23 protein-coding genes and 1 pseudogene are annotated in these 19,946 nt (G+C 75.0%); 13 read left to right on the forward strand and 11 right to left on the reverse strand.

Annotated features, from left to right (window positions below; all coding sequences use genetic code 11):
* The 5 genes and pseudogenes from PSR1_RS05595 to PSR1_RS05615 all read right to left on the reverse strand — a co-directional run.
* Positions 1-237, reverse strand: a pseudogene (locus tag PSR1_RS05595) (hypothetical protein); the annotation flags it as partial.
* 7 nt (positions 238-244) lie between these two features.
* On the reverse strand, positions 245-790 hold the full coding sequence (locus PSR1_RS05600) for an archaemetzincin (RefSeq protein ID WP_059436643.1): 546 nt from the start codon (positions 788-790) through the stop codon (positions 245-247).
* Positions 787-2,004 carry a CarD family transcriptional regulator gene (locus PSR1_RS05605; RefSeq protein WP_059436644.1) on the reverse strand — a complete coding sequence of 406 codons (1,218 nt, stop codon included), beginning with the start codon at positions 2,002-2,004 and terminating at the stop codon, positions 787-789. Before PSR1_RS05605 ends, PSR1_RS05600 begins: the two co-directional genes overlap by 4 nt.
* A 124-nt stretch (positions 2,005-2,128) precedes the next feature.
* Positions 2,129-2,974: a CDP-alcohol phosphatidyltransferase family protein gene (locus PSR1_RS05610; RefSeq protein WP_237757831.1), complete on the reverse strand. Its 846-nt coding sequence runs from the start codon at positions 2,972-2,974 to the stop codon at positions 2,129-2,131.
* Positions 2,975-3,076: 102 nt separating this feature from the next.
* A complete protein-coding gene (locus tag PSR1_RS05615) occupies positions 3,077-3,934 on the reverse strand; it encodes a site-specific DNA-methyltransferase (protein WP_059436646.1) in 858 nt (285 codons plus the stop codon).
* Between the two features lie 130 nt (positions 3,935-4,064).
* On the opposite strand from PSR1_RS05615, the gene PSR1_RS05620 reads away from it, so the two are divergent.
* On the forward strand, positions 4,065-5,003 hold the full coding sequence (locus PSR1_RS05620; protein ID WP_059436647.1) for a hypothetical protein: 939 nt from the start codon (positions 4,065-4,067) through the stop codon (positions 5,001-5,003).
* A gap of 10 nt (positions 5,004-5,013) precedes the next feature.
* Entirely contained in the window at positions 5,014-6,045 is a 1,032-nt protein-coding gene (gene queG, locus PSR1_RS05625; RefSeq protein ID WP_059436682.1) for a tRNA epoxyqueuosine(34) reductase QueG, read from the forward strand.
* On the opposite strand, the gene PSR1_RS05630 is transcribed toward queG, so the two are convergent.
* A complete protein-coding gene (locus tag PSR1_RS05630; RefSeq protein WP_059436648.1) occupies positions 6,042-7,490 on the reverse strand; it encodes a PLP-dependent aminotransferase family protein in 1,449 nt (482 codons plus the stop codon). The genes queG and PSR1_RS05630 overlap by 4 nt on opposite strands.
* A gap of 71 nt (positions 7,491-7,561) precedes the next feature.
* Here PSR1_RS05630 and PSR1_RS05635 point away from each other — a divergent pair, with 71 nt between their 5' ends.
* Genes PSR1_RS05635 through PSR1_RS05650 form a run of 4 tightly spaced genes read left to right on the forward strand, consistent with a single transcriptional unit; the run spans position 7,562 to position 10,475 of the window.
* Positions 7,562-8,293, forward strand: a complete 732-nt coding sequence (locus PSR1_RS05635; RefSeq protein WP_059436649.1) for an AzlC family ABC transporter permease — start codon at positions 7,562-7,564, stop codon at positions 8,291-8,293.
* Positions 8,290-8,595, forward strand: coding sequence for an AzlD domain-containing protein (locus PSR1_RS05640; protein WP_059436650.1), 306 nt, complete (start codon positions 8,290-8,292; stop codon positions 8,593-8,595). Before PSR1_RS05635 ends, PSR1_RS05640 begins: the two co-directional genes overlap by 4 nt.
* Positions 8,596-8,646: 51 nt before the next feature.
* Positions 8,647-9,507 carry a DMT family transporter gene (locus tag PSR1_RS05645; RefSeq protein ID WP_059436651.1) on the forward strand — a complete coding sequence of 287 codons (861 nt, stop codon included), beginning with the start codon at positions 8,647-8,649 and terminating at the stop codon, positions 9,505-9,507.
* Between the two features lie 53 nt (positions 9,508-9,560).
* Complete coding sequence (locus PSR1_RS05650) at positions 9,561-10,475, forward strand: folate-binding protein YgfZ (RefSeq protein WP_059436652.1); 915 nt, start codon at positions 9,561-9,563, stop codon at positions 10,473-10,475.
* A gap of 155 nt (positions 10,476-10,630) precedes the next feature.
* Here the strand turns inward: PSR1_RS05650 and PSR1_RS05655 are convergent, their stop codons facing one another.
* From PSR1_RS05655 to PSR1_RS05665, 3 genes are read right to left on the reverse strand one after another with little or no spacing between them, the layout of a single operon-like run.
* Entirely contained in the window at positions 10,631-10,849 is a 219-nt protein-coding gene (locus PSR1_RS05655) for a hypothetical protein (protein ID WP_059436653.1), read from the reverse strand.
* A gap of 2 nt (positions 10,850-10,851) precedes the next feature.
* Positions 10,852-11,349, reverse strand: a complete 498-nt coding sequence (locus PSR1_RS05660; RefSeq protein WP_082100157.1) for a peroxiredoxin — start codon at positions 11,347-11,349, stop codon at positions 10,852-10,854.
* Positions 11,350-11,404: 55 nt separating this feature from the next.
* Entirely contained in the window at positions 11,405-11,818 is a 414-nt protein-coding gene (locus PSR1_RS05665; RefSeq protein WP_059436654.1) for a hypothetical protein, read from the reverse strand.
* Positions 11,819-11,936: 118 nt separating this feature from the next.
* On the opposite strand from PSR1_RS05665, the gene PSR1_RS05670 reads away from it, so the two are divergent.
* The 3 genes from PSR1_RS05670 to PSR1_RS05680 are packed head-to-tail and all read left to right on the forward strand — an operon-like array spanning position 11,937 to position 13,846.
* A complete protein-coding gene (locus PSR1_RS05670) occupies positions 11,937-12,365 on the forward strand; it encodes a hypothetical protein (RefSeq protein ID WP_059436655.1) in 429 nt (142 codons plus the stop codon).
* A gap of 15 nt (positions 12,366-12,380) precedes the next feature.
* Positions 12,381-13,409, forward strand: coding sequence for a zinc-binding dehydrogenase (locus tag PSR1_RS05675; RefSeq protein ID WP_059436656.1), 1,029 nt, complete (start codon positions 12,381-12,383; stop codon positions 13,407-13,409).
* Positions 13,410-13,423: 14 nt separating this feature from the next.
* Positions 13,424-13,846 (forward strand): hypothetical protein, encoded by a 423-nt coding sequence (locus tag PSR1_RS05680; RefSeq protein WP_059436657.1) that lies wholly within the window; start codon positions 13,424-13,426, stop codon positions 13,844-13,846.
* 19 nt (positions 13,847-13,865) lie between these two features.
* Here the strand turns inward: PSR1_RS05680 and PSR1_RS05685 are convergent, their stop codons facing one another.
* Positions 13,866-14,789, reverse strand: coding sequence for a zinc metalloprotease HtpX (locus PSR1_RS05685; protein WP_059436658.1), 924 nt, complete (start codon positions 14,787-14,789; stop codon positions 13,866-13,868).
* A gap of 184 nt (positions 14,790-14,973) precedes the next feature.
* Here PSR1_RS05685 and PSR1_RS05690 point away from each other — a divergent pair, with 184 nt between their 5' ends.
* From PSR1_RS05690 to PSR1_RS24805, 3 genes are all read left to right on the forward strand, one after another.
* Positions 14,974-17,043, forward strand: a complete 2,070-nt coding sequence (locus tag PSR1_RS05690; RefSeq protein ID WP_237757832.1) for a DNA topoisomerase VI subunit B — start codon at positions 14,974-14,976, stop codon at positions 17,041-17,043.
* A 3-nt stretch (positions 17,044-17,046) separates the two neighbouring features.
* On the forward strand, positions 17,047-18,150 hold the full coding sequence (locus PSR1_RS05695; protein WP_059436660.1) for a DNA topoisomerase IV subunit A: 1,104 nt from the start codon (positions 17,047-17,049) through the stop codon (positions 18,148-18,150).
* Between the two features lie 108 nt (positions 18,151-18,258).
* Positions 18,259-18,390 (forward strand): hypothetical protein, encoded by a 132-nt coding sequence (locus tag PSR1_RS24805; RefSeq protein WP_012634086.1) that lies wholly within the window; start codon positions 18,259-18,261, stop codon positions 18,388-18,390.
* An 83-nt stretch (positions 18,391-18,473) separates the two neighbouring features.
* Here PSR1_RS24805 and PSR1_RS05705 read toward each other — a convergent pair whose 3' ends face one another.
* Positions 18,474-19,289 (reverse strand): 3'-5' exonuclease, encoded by an 816-nt coding sequence (locus tag PSR1_RS05705; protein WP_059436661.1) that lies wholly within the window; start codon positions 19,287-19,289, stop codon positions 18,474-18,476.
* A 198-nt stretch (positions 19,290-19,487) separates the two neighbouring features.
* On the opposite strand from PSR1_RS05705, the gene PSR1_RS05710 reads away from it, so the two are divergent.
* Entirely contained in the window at positions 19,488-19,943 is a 456-nt protein-coding gene (locus tag PSR1_RS05710) for a hypothetical protein (RefSeq protein ID WP_059436662.1), read from the forward strand.
* Positions 19,944-19,946: the final 3 nt, after the last annotated feature.

Raw genomic sequence — 19,946 nt, forward strand, 5'->3', positions numbered from 1 at the left:
GCACAGGATGCCGCCCGCGCCGGCGGCGGCGAGCGCGGCGGCGAACGCGATCGCGATCCCGCGGCGCGGCGAGGGGCGCGCCTCCCAGGCGCGCCGGGCGGCGTCGCGGGCGGCGGCGGCGCGGGTGCGCAGGTCCTCGGCGGCGGCGTCCCGGGCGCGCCGGAGCAGCCGGCGGGCGATGCCGACGGCCGCCTTCGGCGCGGGGTCCGGGCCGGGCGTGGGGGAGTCGGCGCTCACGGGGCGACTACGTCTTGGCGAGCCGGATCTTCCGCTCGCTCTTCTCGCGGCAGAAGGTGCAGAGGTCCGAGTCCGGGTTCGCGGCGAGCGACGGCGACCACGACGGGTGCATCGCGCAGCGCGCGTCCACGCAGTGGTGCAGGTCCCACAGGTGCCCGATGGCGTGGATCGCCTCGCGCGCCAGCCGGCGCCGGTAGGTCTCGATCGACGCCTCGGTGACGCCGCGCGCCGGCAGCTTCGCGGTGGTGATCACCGCGCGCTCCTTGCCGTAGTCGGCGAAGCCCCAGCAGGGCGGCTCGCCGAGCGGTCCGGGCGGGAGCGAGAGCGGCGAGCCCGCGATGTACAGGACCTTGTCGTCCGCGAAGGTGCGGACCGGCTCCACCTCGCGCAGCAGCGTGATGGCGTCGAGCCGCCCGTCCTTGCCCTCCGCCTCGGCCGGCACCGGCTTCTCGCCGGCGTACTCGGTCCCGAGGCCGAACGCCTGGTACAGCGTCCGGATGAGGGCCGCCATGTCGGTCGGGTCGACCGGGTCGAGCGTCACGACGCGGATCACTTCTTCTTCCCTCCGCGCTTCGCGGCCGGCTTCTCGGCGGCGGGCTTCTTCGCGGGAGCCTTCTTCGGCGCCGGAGGCTTCTTCGCGGCCGCCTTCTTCGCCGGCGCCGGCTTCTCGGTCGCGGCCTTCCGCGCGGCCGGCTTCTCGGCGTGCTTCTCGGCCCGGGCCGGCTTCTCCGGCTCCGCCTTCTTCGCCTTGGCGGGGCGGGCGGCCTTCTTCTCGGCGGCCTTCTCCGGCTTCTCGGGCTTCTCGACCTTGGCCGGCTTCTCGGCGGCCCGGGCGGGCTTCGCGGCGCGGGTCGCGCGCACGGGCAGCTCCTCGGGCTCCTCCTCCGCGACGGGCTCCTCGGCCTCCGGGAGCTCCTCGGGCGCGGCCTCCTCGACGCCGGGGACCGGCTCGACGCCCTCGGCGCCGGCGGCCTCGCCCTCGCCGGCATCGGCACCTTCGGCACCTTCGGCGCCCTCGGCCTCGGCCCCGGGCACCTCCGCGCCCTCGAGCGCGCCCTCGAGGTCGATGCCCAGGTCGCCCAGGCCCAGATCGCCGAGCCCGAGATCGCCCTCCTCCGCCTCCTCGACCACGCGCCGCTTCTTCGGGCGCGAGGGCAGGGGGACCGGGGCGGGGGGCGGCTTCAGGTCGAACTTCACGCCCGCCGGCGGCATCAGCGCGTAGTCGATGTAGTCCTCGGCCAGCCCGGGCGGCACGCCCAGCGAGACCGACACCTCGTGCACGAGCAGGTGGCGCGCGTTGTCGTACTGCTCGCGCTCCTTGGTGGGCAGCGGGCGCAGGCGCGAGAGCGAGTGCAGCCCCTTCACGACCTCGGCGACGCCCAGCACGCCCCCGGCGATGAGCCGGTCGGCGTTGTCGCGGTGGCGGATCTTCCAGTCGAGCTCGGGGTCGTCGTAGACCGCGCCGAGGTAGTGGAAGACGCCCTCCATCTGCGCGCCGGTGGCGACGCGGCGCAGGCCGATGGACGGCACCTTGCCCTTCGGCACCATCACCGCCGCGCCGTCCTCCTCGCGCGTCATCCGGACCAGCTCGAGCTTCTGGCCGGCGATGTCCTTCACCTCCCAGCCGACCACGGCGCAGACACCCTGGTTCGGGTAGACCACGCGGTCGCCGGGCTTCAGCTCGTCGGCGGCGCCGATGATGCCTTCCGGCGCGGGCAGCTGCTCGCGGGCGTCGTCGTTCGGGTGGCGGGCGGGCGGACCTCTCACGGCTCCCCCTCCTACCATGCGTCCAGGGGGGCGGCAATCGTCCCTCGACCCCGCCCCGCCGTCCCTCGGCTCCGGCCCGCCTGCGACGGGGCCACGCTCGGGATGAGCGCGGTCACCCTGCGCCTCAGCGGGCCGCCTTGCGCCGCCGCGTGGCGTCGAGGCGGAACACGTCGGCCAGGCGGAACGGCGGCCGGGCGGCCACGGCCGGATCGGCGCGCCGCAGGGCACGATAGATCACGAACGTCCGCCGCGCCGCGGTGGCCGTCGCCAGGGCCGCCAGCGCGGCGAGCGCGCTGCCCACGACCGCGCGGCCGGCGCCGGCGCCCCAGGCCGCGTCGGCGAGCGGCGACAGCGCGCACGCCACCCCGGTGACCACGATCCGCTCGGGCCGCTGCATCCCGCCCACCCGCGCGGCCTCGTCGGCGCCGAGCGACTCGCCGCGCGCCCGCGCGTAGGAGACGAGCAGCGACGCCCCCGCGGCGGCGAGCGCCGCGAACAGCACCGCCGAGCCGCGGAAGGTCACGGCCAGCCCGCCGAAGACCAGCAGCTCGCCCACCCGGTCGAGCGTGGAGTCCAGGAAGGCGCCGGCGCGGGTGACGCGGCCGGTGGCGCGCGCCACGCGCCCGTCGATGAAGTCGAAGCTCGCGCCGAACAGGAACACCCAGCCGCCCAGCGACAGCCACCCGAACCCGAGCAGCACCGCCGCGCCGGCGGCCACCAGCGTGCTCGCGAGCGTGATGGCGTCCGGCGAGATCCCCAGCCGCACGCAGAGGCGCTCCACCGGGCCCCACAGCCAGATCCACCACTCCTGGAAGAACTTCGCGAGGATGGTGTGCTGGCGCTTCTCGATGTCCGGCGTGTGCGGCCGGCCGAACAGCGCGGCGCGCGCCGCGAACGCGAGCAGCGTCCCGAGGAGGAAGGCGACGAGGCCGACCAGGGGGAGCAGCGCCGCGAGCGCGCGAGGGGTCACGCCGACGAATGTACGCACCTCTCCCGGAACAAGGCAGTCGCCGGACGGGCGCACGCGTGCGCGGCTGCTCGCGCGCCGTCCGGGCTGCTCACACCGGGTGCGTCACTCCGGATCGATCGTGGTGGCGCGGAGGCGGCGGGCGGCGAGGTCCACGTACCCCGGATCGCGCTCCAGCCCGAGGAAGCGGCAGCCCGTCCGGAGGGCGGCGACGCCGGTCGTGCCGGAGCCGGAGAACGGATCCAGCACCAGGTCGCCCGGCGCGGCGCTCGCGGCGAGCACGCGCTCGAGCAGCGCCAGCGGCTTCTGCGTGGGGTGCCGGCCGTGCACCTTCTCGCGCGGCCCGGGCGTGGGCACCGACCACACCACCTGGTCGCCGCCCGGCGCGGGGCGGTCGGCGATCTCCCACAGGTCGCGCATCTGCTTGCCGCCGTTGGCGGTCTTCATCGCGCGGTAGTTGAACCGGTGCGCGAGCGGGCGCGCCTTCATCGGGCTCGCCCAGAGCAGGATCTCGGTCGAGTGCGTGAAGAAGCGGCAGGCCAGGTTGGGCGAGGCGTTCGGCTTGTACCAGGTGACGGTGTTGAGCAGGTGGAAGCCCAGCTCCTGCATCGCGTAGCCGATGGTGAAGATGACGTGCTGCGTGCCGGAGACCCAGAGCGTGCCGGACGGCTTCAGCACCTTGCGGACCGCCTGGAGCCAGCGCGCCTGGAACGCGTGGTCGGCCGCGAAGCCGCCGGAGGCGTCCCAGCTCCCCTTGTTCACCGAGGTGCGGCGCCCGCCCTGGCAGGTGCTGCCGCCGTTCGAGAGCATGTAGGGGGGGTCGGCGAACGCGACGTCCACCGAGTGCGGGGGGAGGCGCTCCAGCGCCTCGACGCAGTCGCCCTGGACGAGCGCCCAGCCGCGCCCTCGCTCGGCCACGCCGGGCAGGTCGTTCCACTCGTGAAGGTCGAGCCGTGTCGCCATATCGCCGCATCGTAGAGGGGCCGATCGATATCGCCAGTTTTCGGCCGCACTGCCAGGCAACGTCAGGTCCACCCGGCGGCGGGACGCGCCCGGTGCTAAGACCAGCGGCCGGAGCCCCGCGGAGACCCCGATGACCGACCCCCGACCGCCGTCGTCCCTCACCCTCTGGCTGGAGGAGGCGCTCACCGGCTGGATCCTGCCGGTGGCCGGCCTCGCCGTCCTGGCCGCGGCGGGAGGGCTGTACGCCGCCGGCTGGCTGCCCGAGGGCGCCGCCGCGGCGGCGGTGTCGGCGGGGGTCGGCCTGCTCGCGGTGACGTTCACGCTGCGTCCGGCGCTGTCGCCCTCGGCGGACCGGGCCGGGCGCGGGCTCGCCGTGGCCGCCGCGGCGGGCGCGCTGTTCCTCTCGGTGGTGCCGGCCGTGGCCGCGGTGGTGCCCGGGCGGCCGCTCGCGCAGGGCGCGCTGGCCGCGCGCGGCGACGTGATGCCGGTGCCCGAGGACGTCCCGCACCACGTCCGGCTGCTGGTGGCCGCGCCGCTGCCGTCCTCGGGCTCGCCGGCGGTGCGGTTCACCATCGGTGGTCTCCGGCCGCCGGTGGAGGGGCACCTGGAGCGGACGTACACCTACGCGCGCGTGGGCCGGGGCGGGCGCGCGCCGGTCGCGCACGACCGCACCGAGGTGTGGCTGGAGGGCGACCTCGGCGACGGGCACGCGCTCACCCTGGACCGCCTGGGCGGCGACGCCACCGGCCCGCTCCGCGTGACGGTGTTCCGCGACCTCACGCCGACCGCGCTGCAGGCCGGGCTCGCGGTCGCGGTGCTGGCGCTCGCGGCCGCGGCCGAGGCGCGCCTGCGGCGCGGCAACGTGGCCGCGGTGGTGGGCATGGCGCTCGGGTACGGGATCCTGGTGGCCGAGAACGCCACCCCGGCGTCGGCGGCCGGCGTGGCGGTGGGGGCGATCCTGCTGGGTGGGTTCGCCGGCGCCGCCGCGGGCGGGCTGGCCGCCGCCATCGCGAGGCGGCTCGTGCCGGCGCCGCCCGAGGTGGCCGGGCGCGCGGGGCGGCGCGGCTGAGGGCGGGCGCGTGGCGGGGCTCGACGCCGACCGGGTGAAGGCGGCCGCCGCGCGGGCCGGCTTCTCGAAGTGCGGGATCGCCCGGGCGGAGCCGCTCGACCCGGGGCCGCTCGACCGCGTGCTCGCGGGCGGCCTCGAGGCGGACATGGCCTGGCTGCGCACGCAGCGGGAGGAGCGGCTCGATCCGGCGAGGCTCCTGCCGGGCGTCCGGAGCGTGGTGGCGCTCGCGCTCTCGTACCACGCCGGGGAGCCGGCGCCGCCCCCGCCGGGCGCCGCGGCGGTGGCGCGCTACGCGCGCGGCCGCGACTACCACACCGTGGTGAAGCGGAAGCTCGCCGCGATGCTCGCGGACCTGCGCGAGGCCGACCCGGGGCTGGGCGCGTACGCGTCGTGCGACATCGCGCCGGTGATGGAGAAGGCGTGGGCGGAGCGGGCCGGCGTGGGCTGGGTGGGGAAGAACGGCTGCCTGATCACGCCGGAGCACGGGAGCTGGGTCGTGCTCGCGACGCTGCTGCTCGACCGCGCGCTGGCGCCGGACGCGCCGCACCCGGACCGCTGCGGCACCTGCGAGGCGTGCCTGCCGGCGTGCCCCACGGGCGCCATCCCGGCGCCGGGCGTGGTGGACGCGCGCCGCTGCATCTCGTTCTGGACCATCGAGCGGCGCGGCCCCATCCCCGACGCGCTGGCCGGGCGGCTGAACGGGTGGGCCTTCGGCTGCGACGACTGCCAGACGGTGTGCCCGTGGAACCGCGGCGTCCCGGCCGACGCCGACCTCGAGCTGGTGCCGCGCCCGGGCCAGCTCTCGCTGTGGCTGGACGAGCTGCTCGCGCTCGACGCCGACGGGTACGGGCGGCGCTTCCACGGCACCTCCCTGGCGCGGGCGCGCCACGACGGCCTGGTGCGGAACGCGCTGCTCCTCGCCGGCACGTCGGGCGACCGGCGCCACCTGCCCGCGATCCGCGCGCACCTCGCGAGCCCGCTCGGCGACGGCGTCCGCGCCGCGGCGCGTTGGGCGCTGGAGCGGCTCGGCGAGGCGCCCTAGGCCCCGGCCGCGCGCGCCGCCGGATCCGACGCGAGGCGTCCCAGCGTGCGCACCGCCGGCTCGACGTCCCCCGCGAGCGCGGCGTTCAGGCGCACGAAGCGGTCCAGGCCGCCGCCGAGCGAGAACAGGCACCCCGGGGCGACGCCGATGCCGTGGCGCGCCGCCGCGTGGAACAGCGCCAGGCCGTCCGCCGCGCCCGGCGGCAGCTCGACCCACAGGAAGTAGCCGCCGCGCGGGTCGCTCACGCGCGTGCCCGCCGGGAAGTGCCGGGCCACCAGGGCGCGCATGGCCTCGACCTCCGCCTGGAGGCGCGGCCGCAGCCGCCGCAGGTGGCGGTCGTACGCGCCGTCCCCCACGAACCTCGCCACGAGCGCCTGCGCGAGCGGCGCGGCGGCGAGCGTGGTGATGTTCTTCAGATCGGCGAGCGCGTCGATCCAGGGGCCCGGCGCGATGGCGTAGCCGACCCGGCCGCCCGGGAGCAGCGTCTTCGAGAAGGAGCCCACCAGGATCCCCGGCGGCTCGTCGCGCCCGCGCGGCGCGCAGAGCGGCGCGTGGCGCCGGCCGTCCCAGGCGAGCTCGCCGTACACGTCGTCCTCGACGAGCGCGACGCCCTCGGCCCGCAGGGCCTCGCGCCACGCCGCCTTGCGCGCGTCGTCCATCAGGCTGCCGGCCGGGTTCGCGAAGGTGGGTGCGAGCACCGCGGCGCGGACGGCGTGGCGGCGGCAGGCCGCCGCGAGCCCCGCCGGATCCGGGCCGCCCGCCGGGTCGGCCGGGAGCTCCACCACGCGCGCCCCGGCGCTCCGCGCCGCGTCGAGGACGCCGAAGAACGTCGGGCACTCGACCGCGACCACGTCGCCCGGCTTCACCAGCAGCCGCAGCGACAGCGCCAGCGCCTCCATCGCGCCGGTGGTGACGAGCACGTCGTCCGGCCCGACGTCCATGCCGCGCGCCCGGTAGCGCCGGGCGACGAGGCGACGGAGCTCCGGGTCGCCGCGCGGCGGCGAGCAGCGGGTCCAGGGGCCCGCCCCGGGGCCGCGCAGCAGCCGCGAGGTGAGCCGGCGGAACGCCGGCGCCGGGAAGTGATCGGCCGACGGCCACCCGCTCCCGAGCGGCACGAGCGCCGGGTCGGCCATGGTCGCGAGCAGCTCCGCGGTCAGCTCGGCGCGCGCGTCGCTGAAGGCGTGGAGGCGCGGCCGGCGAGTCGGCGGCTGCTCGAGCGGCGCCGGGAGCCGCGGCCGGACGCGGAAGCCGGAGCGGGGCAGGGCCTCGACGAGCCCCGTGGCCTCGAGGTGCCGGTAGGCCGCGAGCGCGGTCATCAGGCTCGCGCCGTAGGTGCGGCAGGCCTCCCGGAGCGAGGGGAGCCGCTCGCCCGGCCCGGTGACGCCCGCCCGGATGCCGCGGGCCAGGTGGTCCGCGATCTGCCGGTACTTGAAGCGGGTGCCCATGCAGCTGTTATAGCCCTCGACGCGCGACGCTGTGTCTGTTCCATCCGGCCGGGAGGTGCTTCCCTGCGGGCATGACCACCCCGGCACTCGCGGGCCCGGCCCTGGCGCACCCCGGCCGGAGCGCCGCGCACGAGTTCTGGTCCGGCGTCCGGGACCTCGCGCCGCTGCTGCTCGGCGTCGTCCCGTACGGCTTCGTGTACGGCGTGCTCGCGCGCGCGAGCGGCATCGACGCCGCCGCCGCCCTGGCCGCGTCGGCGATCCTGTTCGCGGGCGCGGCGCAGTTCCTGCTCGCCCAGCTCGTCGCGGCCGGCGCCCTCGGCGCGGTGATGGTGGCCGCGGTGGCGCTGGTGAACCTGCGGCACGCGCTCTACAGCGCCTCGGTGGCGCCGCACCTCGCGCACCTGCCGCTGCGCTGGAAGCTCGCGCTCTCGTACCTGCTCACCGACGAGTCGTACGCCGTGGCCATGCGGCGGCTCGGGGACGGCGACCGGTCGCCATCGCGCCACTGGCACCTGCTCGGCGCGGGCGTCGCGCTCTGGTCCGGGTGGCAGCTCGCCACCGCCGCGGGCGTGGTGCTCGGCGCGCGCGTCCCGGCGCGGCTGCCGCTCGACGTCGCGCTGCCGCTCACCTTCATCGCCATCGCGGTGCCGATGATCCGCTCCCGGGCCATGCTCGCGGCCGCGATCGCGGCGGGGATCGTCGCGCTCGCCGCGGCGGGGTGGCCGTGGCAGCTCGGCCTGCTCGCGGCCAGCCTCGCCGGGATCCTGGCCGGCGCGCTCGCCGCGCCGCGGAGGGCGCGATGAGCCTGTGGCTGGTGATCCTCGCCTGCGGCGCCGTCACGTTCGCGACGCGCCTCTCGTTCGTCGCGCTGGAGGGGCGGCGCGCCGCGCCGGGCTGGTTCCGCGAGCTCCTGCCGTTCGTGCCGGTCGCGACGCTCACCGCCATCGTGGTGCCCGCGCTGGCGCGGCCGGCGGCGGGCGGGGATGCCGCGGGCGTCCCCGCGCGGCTGGCCGCCGGGGCGGCCGCCGCCGCCCTCGCCGCGGTGACGCGCAGCGTGCCGCTCACGCTCGCCGGCGGCTTCCTGGTGCTCTGGCTCGCGTCCTGAGCCGCGCGCCGGCTTGCGCCCCGCCCGGCGGCGGCTACATTCCGGCGCCACATGGTCCACCTGGTGATGTTCCTGCACTCGGCCATCTCGGCCGGGACCTACCTCGCCGCGAAGCGCGCCCTGGGCGAGCTGTCGCCGTTCGAGGTGGCGCTGGTGCGCTTCGCCCTGTCCTCGCTCGCGTTCGGGCTGCTGCTGTGGCGGCGGCCGGTGCGGGTGGCGCGGCGCGACCTGCTCGCGCTGGCGGGGCTCGGCATCATCGCCATCCCGGTGAACCAGGGGCTCTTCCTCGCCGGCATGGCCTGGACCACGCCCGGCCACGCGGCGCTGCTCTACGCGCTCACCCCGGTGTTCGTGTTCCTCATCGCGCGCGTGCGCCTGGGCGAGCGGGCCGGCCCGGCGAAGCTCGCCGGCATCGCGCTCGCGTTCGCCGGGGTGGTGGTGGTGCTGCTCGGCCGCGGCGCCGTGGGGCTGCACGGCTCCTCGCGCCAGCTCGCCGGCGACCTGCTCATCCTGCTCGCGGTGGTGGCGTGGTCGGTCTTCGCGGTCGCGGGCAAGCCGTACGCGCAGCGCTACGGCGCGGTCGGCTCGACCGGCGTGGCGCTCGTGCTCGGGACGCTGGCGTACCTGCCGTTCGGGCTGGTCGCGACCGACTGGTCGCTGCTCGGCGCGCTCTCGGCCACCGGCTGGGCCAGCCTCGGCTACCTGGTGCTGCTCACCAGCGTGGTCGCCTACATCCTGTACTACTGGGCGCTCTCCCGGACCGAGGCGAGCCGCGTGGCCATCTGGTCCAACCTCCAGCCGGTGCTGACCGCGCTCCTCGCCTGGGCCATCGCGGGCGAGCGGCTCACCGCGCCGTTCGTGGCGGGCGGGGCCATGGTGATCGCGGGTGTCATCCTGACCGAGCGCGGGTAGCCGCGGCGCCGCGCGCCTTGAGCCGGCGCCGCGCCCGCGTTATCCACGGGGGCGTGAGCCTCCACGAACGACTCCGCGCCGCGCGCGAGGGCTGGGCCGTCGGCCCGGTGCTCGAGCGCGCCTTCCTGCGCGTCACCGGCAAGGACGCCCAGGACTACCTGCACCGCATGTCCACGCAGGACCTCGCCCGCCTGAAGCCCGGCGAGTCCGCCTACGCCGCGTTCCTGAACGCGAAGGGGCACCTGCTCGGCGAGGGGCACGTGCTGGTGCGCGAGGGCGAGATCCTGGTGGAGCTCGACCCGGCCGCCGCGCCGGAGACGCGCGCGCTGCTGGAGAAGCTCGTCATCATGGACGACGTGACGTTCGAGGACCTGTCGGCGACGCTCCGCGCGCTGCCGGTGCTCGGGCCGGAGGGGCCCGCGCGGCTGGCGGGGCGCGCGGGGGCCGCGCCGGTGGTCCCGAGCGCGCGCCGCGGCGCGCCCTGCGTGGACGTGTGGGCGCCGGCGGGCGAGGCGGAGGCGCTGCGGGCCGCGCTGGTGGCCGACGAGGCGGCGCCGCTCGACCTCGCCGAGCTGGAGTCGCTGCGCATCCTCGCGGGCGTGGCGCGGTTCGGCGCCGACATGGACGCGAGCCGGCTGCCGATGGAGGCAGGGCTCACCCGCGCCGCCATCTCCTTCAGCAAGGGCTGCTACATCGGGCAGGAGGTGGTGCTCCGGGCCACCGCGCGCGGCCACCTGCAGCGCGGCCTGGTGCAGCTCGAGCTGCCGCCCGGCGCCGCACCGGGCACGCCGCTCGTCGCGAACGGCCAGGAGGTCGGCGCGGTGACCAGCGTCGCCGAGACGCCGGAGGGCCGCCTCGGCCTCGGCTACCTGCGGCGCGCCCACTGGAAGCCGGGCGAGCGGGTGCGGGCGGGCGAGGGCGAGGCGGTCGTGCGGGCGGTGATCGTCGAGGACGGCGTCGTCGCGTAGCGGCCCTTCGTCCCTCGACTTCGCGCGGCCTTGCGGCCGCGCTACGCTCGGGATGAGCGGACCTCACCTGATCCGCTCACCCTGAGCGTAGGCGGGCCGCAGGCCCGCCGGAGTCGAAGGGTCGTGGTGAGCCCGTCGAACCACGAGCTGCGGGCTCAGGCCTCCGCGACCGGGATCTCCGGCCCCTTCGGGCGGTCCTGCCGCGAGGGGAGCGTGTCCAGCTCGCGGCGCACGGCGGCGATCTCCTCCTTCAGCTCGGCGCGGAGCGCGCGGATCTCGCCGCGCACGTCCTCGAACGTGTAGCGGATCTCCTCCGCCGAGATGCCGAGGAGCCGCCGCCGGAGCCCGGCCACGAACCCGTCCACCACGCGCATGGCTAGCCCTTCTTCCCCTTGTGCAACGGGCAGGAGGTGATCGCGCCCGCCGGATCGATCGCGGCGCTGCCGGTCACGATCTCCTTGATGGTGCCGTCCTGCTCGAGCACGTAGGTGGCCCGGTTCGCGAGCCCCACCACCGGGATGGTGCCGCCGTACAGCTTCGCGACCTTGCCGCCCTCGTCGGAGAGGAGCCGGTACGGAACCTTCAGCTCGTCCTTGAACTTCCGCTGGGTCTCGACCGAGTCGGTGCTGATGCCCACCACCTGCGCGCCCTTGTTCGCCACGTCGGCATACCGGTCCCGGTACGCTGAGAGCTCGCGCGTTCAACCAGGGGTGAAGGCCTTGGTGTAGAAGGCCAGGATCACCGGACCGGACTCGAGCAGGCTCGACAGCGACACCGGCTTGCCGTCGCTGTCGGGGAGCGTGAAGTCCGGCGCCTTGTCGCCCACCTTCAGGGGGGCGGCGCCGAGCAGCATCGCGATCAACGGGAGGGTCATGGCGGGGTCCTATCCAGCCCGACCGGCGCGGGCAAGCGGGCCGCCGGGGCGCCGCTCACGCGCGCAGGCGCTCGTAGCGGGCGGCCAGCACCTCGATGACGTCGCGGTGGTAGAAGCCGACCTGATCGGGCAGCTCCGCGAGCGTGCGCGCCGCGAACCCGGTCACCGGCGCGCCGGGCGCGGGCTCGCCGCCGGCCACGGCCCCCGCGAAGACCAGCGCGAGGTGCGGCACCCCGCCCACCTGCTCGGCGCGGCAGCCCACCACCACGAGCCCCTCCAGCTCGAGCCCGAGCTGCGCGCGCGCGATGGCCGCGGCGCGCTCGCCGGGCTGCTCGCCGTCGGCGAGCACGCCGGAGGGCAGCCACCACCGGCCGAGCTGGGCCTGGCCATGGAACCCGCCGATGACCTCGGCGATGACGATCCGCCGCAGCTCGAGCGCGAGCGGGAGCACATCCACGCGGACGATCATCCGTTCACCCCACGTGTATCGAGGCCCGGGCGGCGCGACCCGCCCCGGCCGGGAGCTGGTCTTATCCCGCCCCAGTGAGCCCCTGGCAAGGGGCCGCACCCGGCGATAACGTGCCCTCGTGACCGCTGCCCGAACGCTCGCCGTCCTCGCCGCCGTCCTCGCCGTCGCCGCCTGCGGCAAGAGCAAGGAGGAGAAGGCGCTGGACGAGCTGGGGCGGCAGTGCAACGCGCTGGCCGGGAGCGGGGCGACGCTCGACGATGCCGAGATGCTGTTCCGGTACCGGGACATCTTCACCGGCATGCAGTGCGGCCTGCCCCTCACCTCGACCGGCGCCGGGGACGTGTGCGGCGCGGCCTCGGACACCAACGTCCTCTGCATCATGGACTGGTCGTACTACCCGAACGACTCCAACATCTGCGGCCCGACCGGCTGCTGGCTGGGGTGCGAGGTCCGGGTGAGGGAGTCGGACTTCCAGGCGAGCGGCACCGCCGCCGTGATCTGCGCGGCCCGCTGGTTCGAGGAGAACCCGACGTACCAGTCGTTCTAGCGAACGGGAGCGCACATGAAGGCGGTCCTGATCCGCGGCCACGGCGGCCCCGAGCGCGTCGAGGTCGGCGAGCTGCCGCTGCCCGAGCCCGGCCCGGGCGAGGTCCGGGTGCGGGTGCGCGCGGCGGCGCTGAACCACCTCGACCTCTGGGTCCGCAAGGGCTGGAGCGGCCTGATGCTGTCGTTCCCGCACGTGCTCGGCTCGGACGTGTCGGGCGTGGTGGACGCGGCGGGGCCGGGGGTGGACGAGCCGAAGGTCGGCGCGGAGGTGGTGCTCGCGCCCGGGCTCTCCTGCGGCCGCTGCGTGCGCTGCCGCTCCGGCGAGGAGAACCTGTGCCGCGGCTACGCCATCCTCGGTGAGCACGTCGCGGGCGGCCAGGCCGAGGCGGTGGTGGTCCCGGCCCGCAACGCGCTGCCGCGCCCGCCGAACCTCTCCTTCGAGGAGGCGGCGGCGGTGCCGCTCACGTTCCTCACCGCCTGGCACGCGCTGGTGGCGCGCGCGCGGGTGCGGCCCGGCGAGACGGTGCTGGTGCACGCGGCCGGCTCGGGCGTCGGGGTGGCGGCGGTGCAGATCGCGAAGCTGCACGGGGCGCGGGTCATCGCCACCGCCGGCTCGGACGCCAAGCTGGAGCGGGCGCGGGCGCTCGGCGCCGACGAGGTCGTGAATTACGAGGCGAAGGACTTCGTCCAGGAGGTGAAGCGGCTCACGCAGCGCCGCGGCGTGGAGGTGGTGTTCGAGCACGTGGGCAGGAAGACGTGGGAGGGGTCGATCCTCTCCTGCGCGCCGGGCGGCCGCATCGTCACGGTGGGCGCGACCACCGGGTACGATCCCCCGACCGACCTGCGACACGTGTTCTACCGCCAGCTCTCCATCCTCGGCTCGACCATGGGCACCTCCGGCGAGCTGCTCGAGGTGCTCCGCTTCGTGGGCGAGGGGCGGCTGCGGCCGGTGGTCGACCGCGTGCTCCCGCTCGCCAGCGCGCGCGAGGCGCAGGCCATGCTTGCCGATCGCGCGCAGTTCGGGAAGATCGTCCTCACGCCCTGACGCAGGAGCCCATCATGAAGACGCGCAACGCCCTCTCCGCCGCCGCCCTCGCCGCCGCCGCGCTCCTCGCGGCCGGCTGCGGCACCGACACCTGCCCGACGGAGACGCCCAAGATCGACCTTATCCAGAGCTGCACGGCGACGCCCGGGGCGACGGTGCCGGTGCGGCTCAAGGCGTGCCCCACCTGCAACCAGAACATCACCCGCTGCGAGGTGGACGTGCAGGGCGGCTACATCCAGCTCGATCCGCTGGCGGAGGCGTGCGACAGCTCCACGAGCTGCCCGCCCGGCTGCGCCACCAACGACGTGGTCTGCAACGTGACCGCGCCGTCCACCCCGGGCACGTACACGCTCATCGTCTCGAACGGCACGGGCGGGACGCTGCAGGGTCAGCTCGACGTCGCGGAGGCCAGCGGGCCGTACGCCTGCACCTACTGAGTGGCTGGCGCGCTGACCGCTACGCGTACCGCACGCCGCGCCGCATCTCGCGGAGCCGGCGCACGCGCTCCTCGATGGGCGGGTGGGTCGAGAACAGGCTCATCATCTTCGCGCCCGCCCCGTGGAACGGGTTCACGATGAACAGGTGCGCGGTGGCGGGGCCGCCGTACTGGTACGGGATGGCCTCGTTGCCGCGCTCCAGCGCGAGCAGCGCCTCGGCGAGCGGCTCGGGGTCGCCCACCAGCTCGGCGCCGGACGCGTCCGCGCCGTACTCCCGCGAGCGGGAGACCGCGAGCTGGATCACGAGCGCCACGAGCGGCGCCAGGATGGCCCAGGCGAGCAGCTCGAGCGCCGAGCCGCCGCGGTCGTCCTCGCGGCGCATGCCGCCGAGCAGCGCGCCCCAGCGGACCACGTAGCCGAGCGTCGAGATGAGCCCGGCCACCGCCGCGGCGACGGTGGAGATGAGGATGTCGCGGTTGCGCACGTGGGCGAGCTCGTGCGCGAGCACGCCCTCGAGCTGGCGGCGGTCGAGGATGCGGAGGATCCCCTCGGTGACGGCGACCGCCGCGTGCGACGGGTTCCTGCCCGTGGCGAAGGCGTTCGGCGTCTCGGAGGGAATGACGTAGACCCGGGGCATGGGCATGCCCGCGCGCCGGGTGAGCCGCTCGACGATCTCGTAGACCTGCGGCAGCTCCTCGCGCGTCACCGGCCGCGCGCGGTGCGCCATGAGCGCGAGCCGGTCGGAGAACCAGTAGGAGAGGAAGTTGAAGACGAGGCCGAGCCCGCCGAACAGCAGCATCCCCTGCGCGCCGCCGATCGCGTTGCCGCCGATCGCGAGCAGCGCGATGAGCAGCGCCATCAGCATCGCGGTCTTGGCGTAGTTCCGGCCCACGCCGGCCTTCGGGGACATGCCGCGCGGCTGCGCCGCCTCGCTCCAGGACATGGTGCTTGAGTAACCATCGGAGGGGCCGCGTCAATCCGCCGGACGCCCGCCCGCCCGCGCGCTGGCGCGCACGGGGCGCCGCGATCTCGCGCGGGATCCCCCGCCGTGCTATTGGGGCCAGGCAGGCGATATCGCGGGGTTGCGAGGTCAGCGCGTCCATATGGCGGCTCGGAAGGCGGCGGCGGTGAGGGCGAAGGGGAAGGCGGGGGGTCGGGACCGGGAGCGCGACCAGCTCGAGCTGGCGGTGGTCGGGGGAGCGGCCGCGCGCCGCTCGAAGCCCGCCGCGACGCCGCCCGCCCGGGCGCCGGCGCGCAAGGCCGCCGGGCGGGCCCGCCCCGCGCCGGTCGAGGAGCCGGAGCTCCTGCCGCCCGCGCCCGAGGCCGAGCCGGAGCCGGCCCCGGCGGCGCGCTCGCCGAGGCGCCGCGCCACCGCGGAGCAGATGGCGCAGCAGCAGCGCGAGATCTCCATCTCCGAGTTCTTCACCAAGAACCGGCACCTGCTCGGCTTCGACAACGCCTCGAAGGCGCTGCTCACCACCATCAAGGAGGCGGTGGACAACTCGCTCGACGCCTGCGAGGAGGCCGGCATCCTCCCCGAGATCACCATCGAGGTCCGCGACCTCGGGCTGGACGAGAAGGGCGAGGGCGACCTGACGAAGGGCGAGGGCCGCTTCGTGGTGGTGGTGGAGGACAACGGCCCCGGCATCGTGAAGGCGCAGGCGCCGAAGATCTTCGGCAAGCTGCTCTACGGCTCGAAGTTCCACCGCCTGAAGCAGAGCCGCGGCCAGCAGGGCATCGGCATCAGCGCCGCCGCCATGTACGGCCAGCTCACCACCGGCCAGCCGATCCGGATGATCTCCCGCACCGGCAAGGGCAAGCCGGCCTTCGGGCTCGAGATCCAGATCGACACCCGCAAGAACAACCCGGTGGTCACCGCCGAGCGGCAGCTCGACGACTGGCACGAGCACGGCACGCGGGTGGAGCTGGAGATCGTCGCGAACTGGCAGCAGGGGCAGCGGTTCGTGAACCGCTACGTGGAGCACACCGCGCTGTCCAACCCGCACGCCACCTTCCACTACCTGCGCCCGCGGCAGGCGCCGCTCTCGTTCCCGCGCGCCACCGACGAGCTGCCCAAGGAGGCGCAGGAGATCAAGCCGCACCCGCACGGCGTGGAGCTGGGCGCGCTGATGCGGATGGCCGCCGACTCGAAGAGCCACGACGTGCGCGGGTTCCTGCAGTCCGCGTTCTCGCGCGTCTCCTCCACGGTCGCCGACGAGATCGTGAAGAAGGCCGGCTTCAAGGCGAAGGTCCGCCCGCGCGACGTGGCCGGCGACCGCGAGCTGGCGCGCAAGCTCCACCAGGCCATCGGCGCCACCAGGATCATGGCGCCGCCGACGCAGATCCTCTCGCCCATCGGCGACACGCTCATGCGCAAGGGCCTGGTGTCCTTCCTGAACGTGATCGAGACCGAGGGGCCCGAGGAGGAGGAGCAGCTCGACCTCGACGCGGCCCGGAAGAAGAAGGCCACCAAGAAGGGCAAGGCCGCGAAGGCCGAGGCGCCCGAGGTGCCGGACGCGCCGCCGGAGGAGGGCGTCGAGAAGATCAAGGGCCACAACTACTTCATCGCGACGGTGACCCGGCCGCCCAAGGTGTACCGCGGCAACCCGTTCCAGGTGGAGGTCGGCCTCGCGTACGGCGGGAGCTGGCCGGCCGACAAGCCCATCGAGCTGTTCCGCTTCGCGAACCGCGTGCCGCTGCTGTTCCAGCGCGGCGCGTGCGGCATGACCGAGGCCATCGTCAAGACCGACTGGCGCAACTACCTGCTCAGCCAGCCGCGCGGCTCGCTGCCGGTCGGGCCCATGGCGCTGCTCGTGCACATCGCCTCGGTCTGGGTGCCGTTCACCAGCGAGGCGAAGGAGGCGGTGGCGCACTACCCGGAGATCACCCGGGAGATCCAGCTCGCGGCCCAGGAGTGCGGCCGCAAGCTCGCGGCGCACATCCGCAAGCGCAAGCACGCCGACTACCAGGCGCAGCGGCGCAGCCTTTTCGAGCTGTACATCCAGGAGGTGGCGCAGGCGATCGGCAAGATCGTGAAGCGCAGCCCCGACCCCATCAAGCGCGAGTTCCTGCGGCTCGCCGACCAGGTGACGGAGCAGGAGGGCGCCGGCGAGGGGCTCGACGACGCCGCGCTGGAGGAGCAGTCGAGGAAGATCACGCGGCGGCCGCGCAGGGCCGAGGAAGAGGAGCAGGAGTAGGCCATGGCCAGGCTCGACGCCATCGACAAGAAGACGGTCCAGAAGATCGAGACGCTCGCCGAGTCGGTGCTGCGCTCGGTGAAGGGCGGCAAGAACCCGTTCGTCGAGATCCCGGTCCGCTCGCTCGCGAACGTCCAGTTCAACCCGCGCAAGCGGCTCATCGAGCTGAAGGACCAGAAGCAGAGGCGCTACTTCTTCAACGTCTCCATGGCGAAGAAGTTCATGCAGACGTTCCTGGTCTCGGAGGCGTGCAAGGAGCTCATCGACGCCGGCAAGACGACGAGCATCCGCGACCTCTACTACATGACGAAGCACGCCCTCGGGGAGACGCGGCAGAACACCTTCGAGGAGCAGGAGGAGTCCGACCCCATCATCGAGGACCTGGAGGTCGCGATCGACGCGCTCCGCGAGGAGCTGCACCTGTTCGCGAGCGGCCGCGGCTCGATGGTCGGCCCGCTCTCCATCCGCGACGCGGGCGACGCCATCGACCTCCGCCGCATGGGCTCGGGCGGCTGGTCGGTGCCGTCCATCGTCGAGGAGCACGTGGTCCAGTTCGGCAAGAGCGAGGCGAAGTACGTCCTGCTCATCGAGAAGGACGCCGTCTGGAAGCGCTTCAACGAGGACAAGTTCTGGGCCCGCGAGAAGTGCATCATCGTCACCGGCCTGGGCCAGCCGCCGCGCGGGGTGCGCCGCATCGTGCAGCGGCTCCACTCCGAGCTGGGACTGCCGGTGTACGTGCTCGTGGACAACGATCCCTGGGGCTTCTACATCTACTCGGTGCTGAAGCAGGGCTCGATCAACCTGGCCTACGAGTCGATGCGGATGGCGGTGCCGAAGGCGCGCTTCATCGGCCTCTCCTCCTTCGACAAGGCCAAGTTCAAGCTGCCCGGCAACGTGTCGATCCGCATGAACGACCAGGACGACGCGCGCGCGAAGCAGATGCTCGCCTATCCCTGGTTCAAGGACCCGAAGTGGCAGCGCGAGATCCAGGAGATGGTCCGCTCCGGCGAGAAGTACGAGCTGGAGGCGCTCTCGCGCCGCGGGATCAGCTTCATCACCGAGGAGTACCTGCCGAGGAAGCTCCGCGACCGGGACTGGCTGGAGTAGCGCCGGCGCACGCGCCGCCCGGCCCGGGGCCGGGGGCCGGGCTTGACCGATCACCCCCGGAGCGGCGAGACTCCGCCGCCTTTCACGACGGACACCAAGGAGAACCACATGCCCGCCAAGCTCGGGAACCGCTCCAAGCGGAAGATCTCGAACCGCTCGAAGACCAAGCGCGCCCAGGCGACGCGCAAGCGCGTGCTCAGCGTCAAGCGCAAGCGCCGCGCGAAGCGCTCGCCGCGGTAATCCCGCGCGCCCTCCATGCTGCGAGGCCTTCGACGGCCCGGCTGCGCGAGCGGCCGGGCCGCGCCGTTCCGGGGACAGGTGCGCTACAGCGCCTGCGCCCGCAGCGCCGGCTCGCGGCCGTCGAAGAACGGCGCGCAGCGATCCAGGAACCCGTCCAGCGCGCTCCGCTCGCCCGGGCGGAGCCGCCGCGCGAACAGCCGCGGCAGCGCGTCGCGCGCGAGCGCCGCGCTCTCGGCGTAGCCGTCCGGCGTGAGCGACCCCTCCACCAGGCGGACGCGCAGGAACAGCAGGAACGTCTGCACCACGTCGGTCATGCAGTACCCGGCGATCCGGTCCAGCGCGCCCTCGGCGTACAGCGCCTGCACGTCGGCGCCGGCCACGTCCTCCTTGCCCGGCAGCCCCACCAGCTTCGCGTACAGGTCGAGCGGCGCCGCGGTGGCCTGGCCGGCGAGCAGCTCCTTCACGTCGAGGTGCTCGGTCCCGCCGGTGCGACGGGCCGCCCCGAACCAGGCCGGGGTGGGGATGGCGTGCTTCAGCGAGCGCAGCTCCAGCACCGGCAGGTCGAAGCCCTTGCCGTGGAAGGTCACCAGCGAGGCGCCCTCCAGCCGCTGCCACATCGTCTCGAGGAAGGCGGCCTCCGGCCCGCGCCGGTCGGTCCAGGCGACCGCGTCGGTGACGCGGACGATGCCGCCGTCCTCCTCCGCCTCGAGCAGGCAGGCCGCCACCGGGCGGTGGTACGGCAAGGGGAGGAAGTCGCTGCGGCCGCCCGTCCGGGCGCGCCGCTCGGCGAGCACCCGGCGGAGCTGCTCCGAGTAGGGGCGGGAGGGCTCCCCGTCCACGGCCGAGACCAGCGCCTCGTCGGGCACGGTCTCGAGATCCAGGGTCACGAAGCGCCGCACGGGACGACTGTCGCAGCCGGGTCTGACAGTGCGCGCATGCCACCCTGGGTGGTGCCGGGCAGGGGGCTTCCCCCCTCGGCGGCGGCCCCTCCTGGACGCGCCGCGTCAGGGAACGCCGGCGCTACCCTCGGGATGGCACGGAAACCCCTTTCACGCCGGCGCGGGGCGGGCGGCCCGGCCCGCGGAGGAGGTGCGGTCATGAAGGCGTCCACTGCACGGAAGGTGAACGGCGGGGCAGAGGGTCGGCGCAACCCGATCGCCGCGGTCCAGGGTCGGATCGACGCGCTCGAGGGCGAGGCGCGCGGACGGCTGCTGCGCGTGCTCGGGGCGGGCGAGGAGGCGCTGCACGACCTCGACCTCGCGCTGGAGCGGGTCTCGCGCGAGGACTGGTCCACCCGCGGAATGCGGCGGCACCTGGACGAGCTCCGGGCGCGCGCGGAGAACCTGCGGGCGGCGGCGCTGCGGCGCGTGGCGGAGATGCCGGGCGAGGCCGTGAGCCGGCTCGCCACCGGCAGCCGCGTGCCGGTGCGGAACCTGGCGCGCGGCCTGGAGCGGATCGCGAAGCGCCTCGAGGAGCGTCCGCCGGCGATCTCGGTGGTGGCCGACCGCGAGGAGCGCGAGCCGCCCGAGGTGCCGTCGGAGCACCTGGAGTAGCGG

The sequence above is a fragment of the Anaeromyxobacter sp. PSR-1 genome (assembly GCF_000964525.1).
Classification (GTDB): Bacteria; Myxococcota; Myxococcia; order Myxococcales; family Anaeromyxobacteraceae; genus Anaeromyxobacter.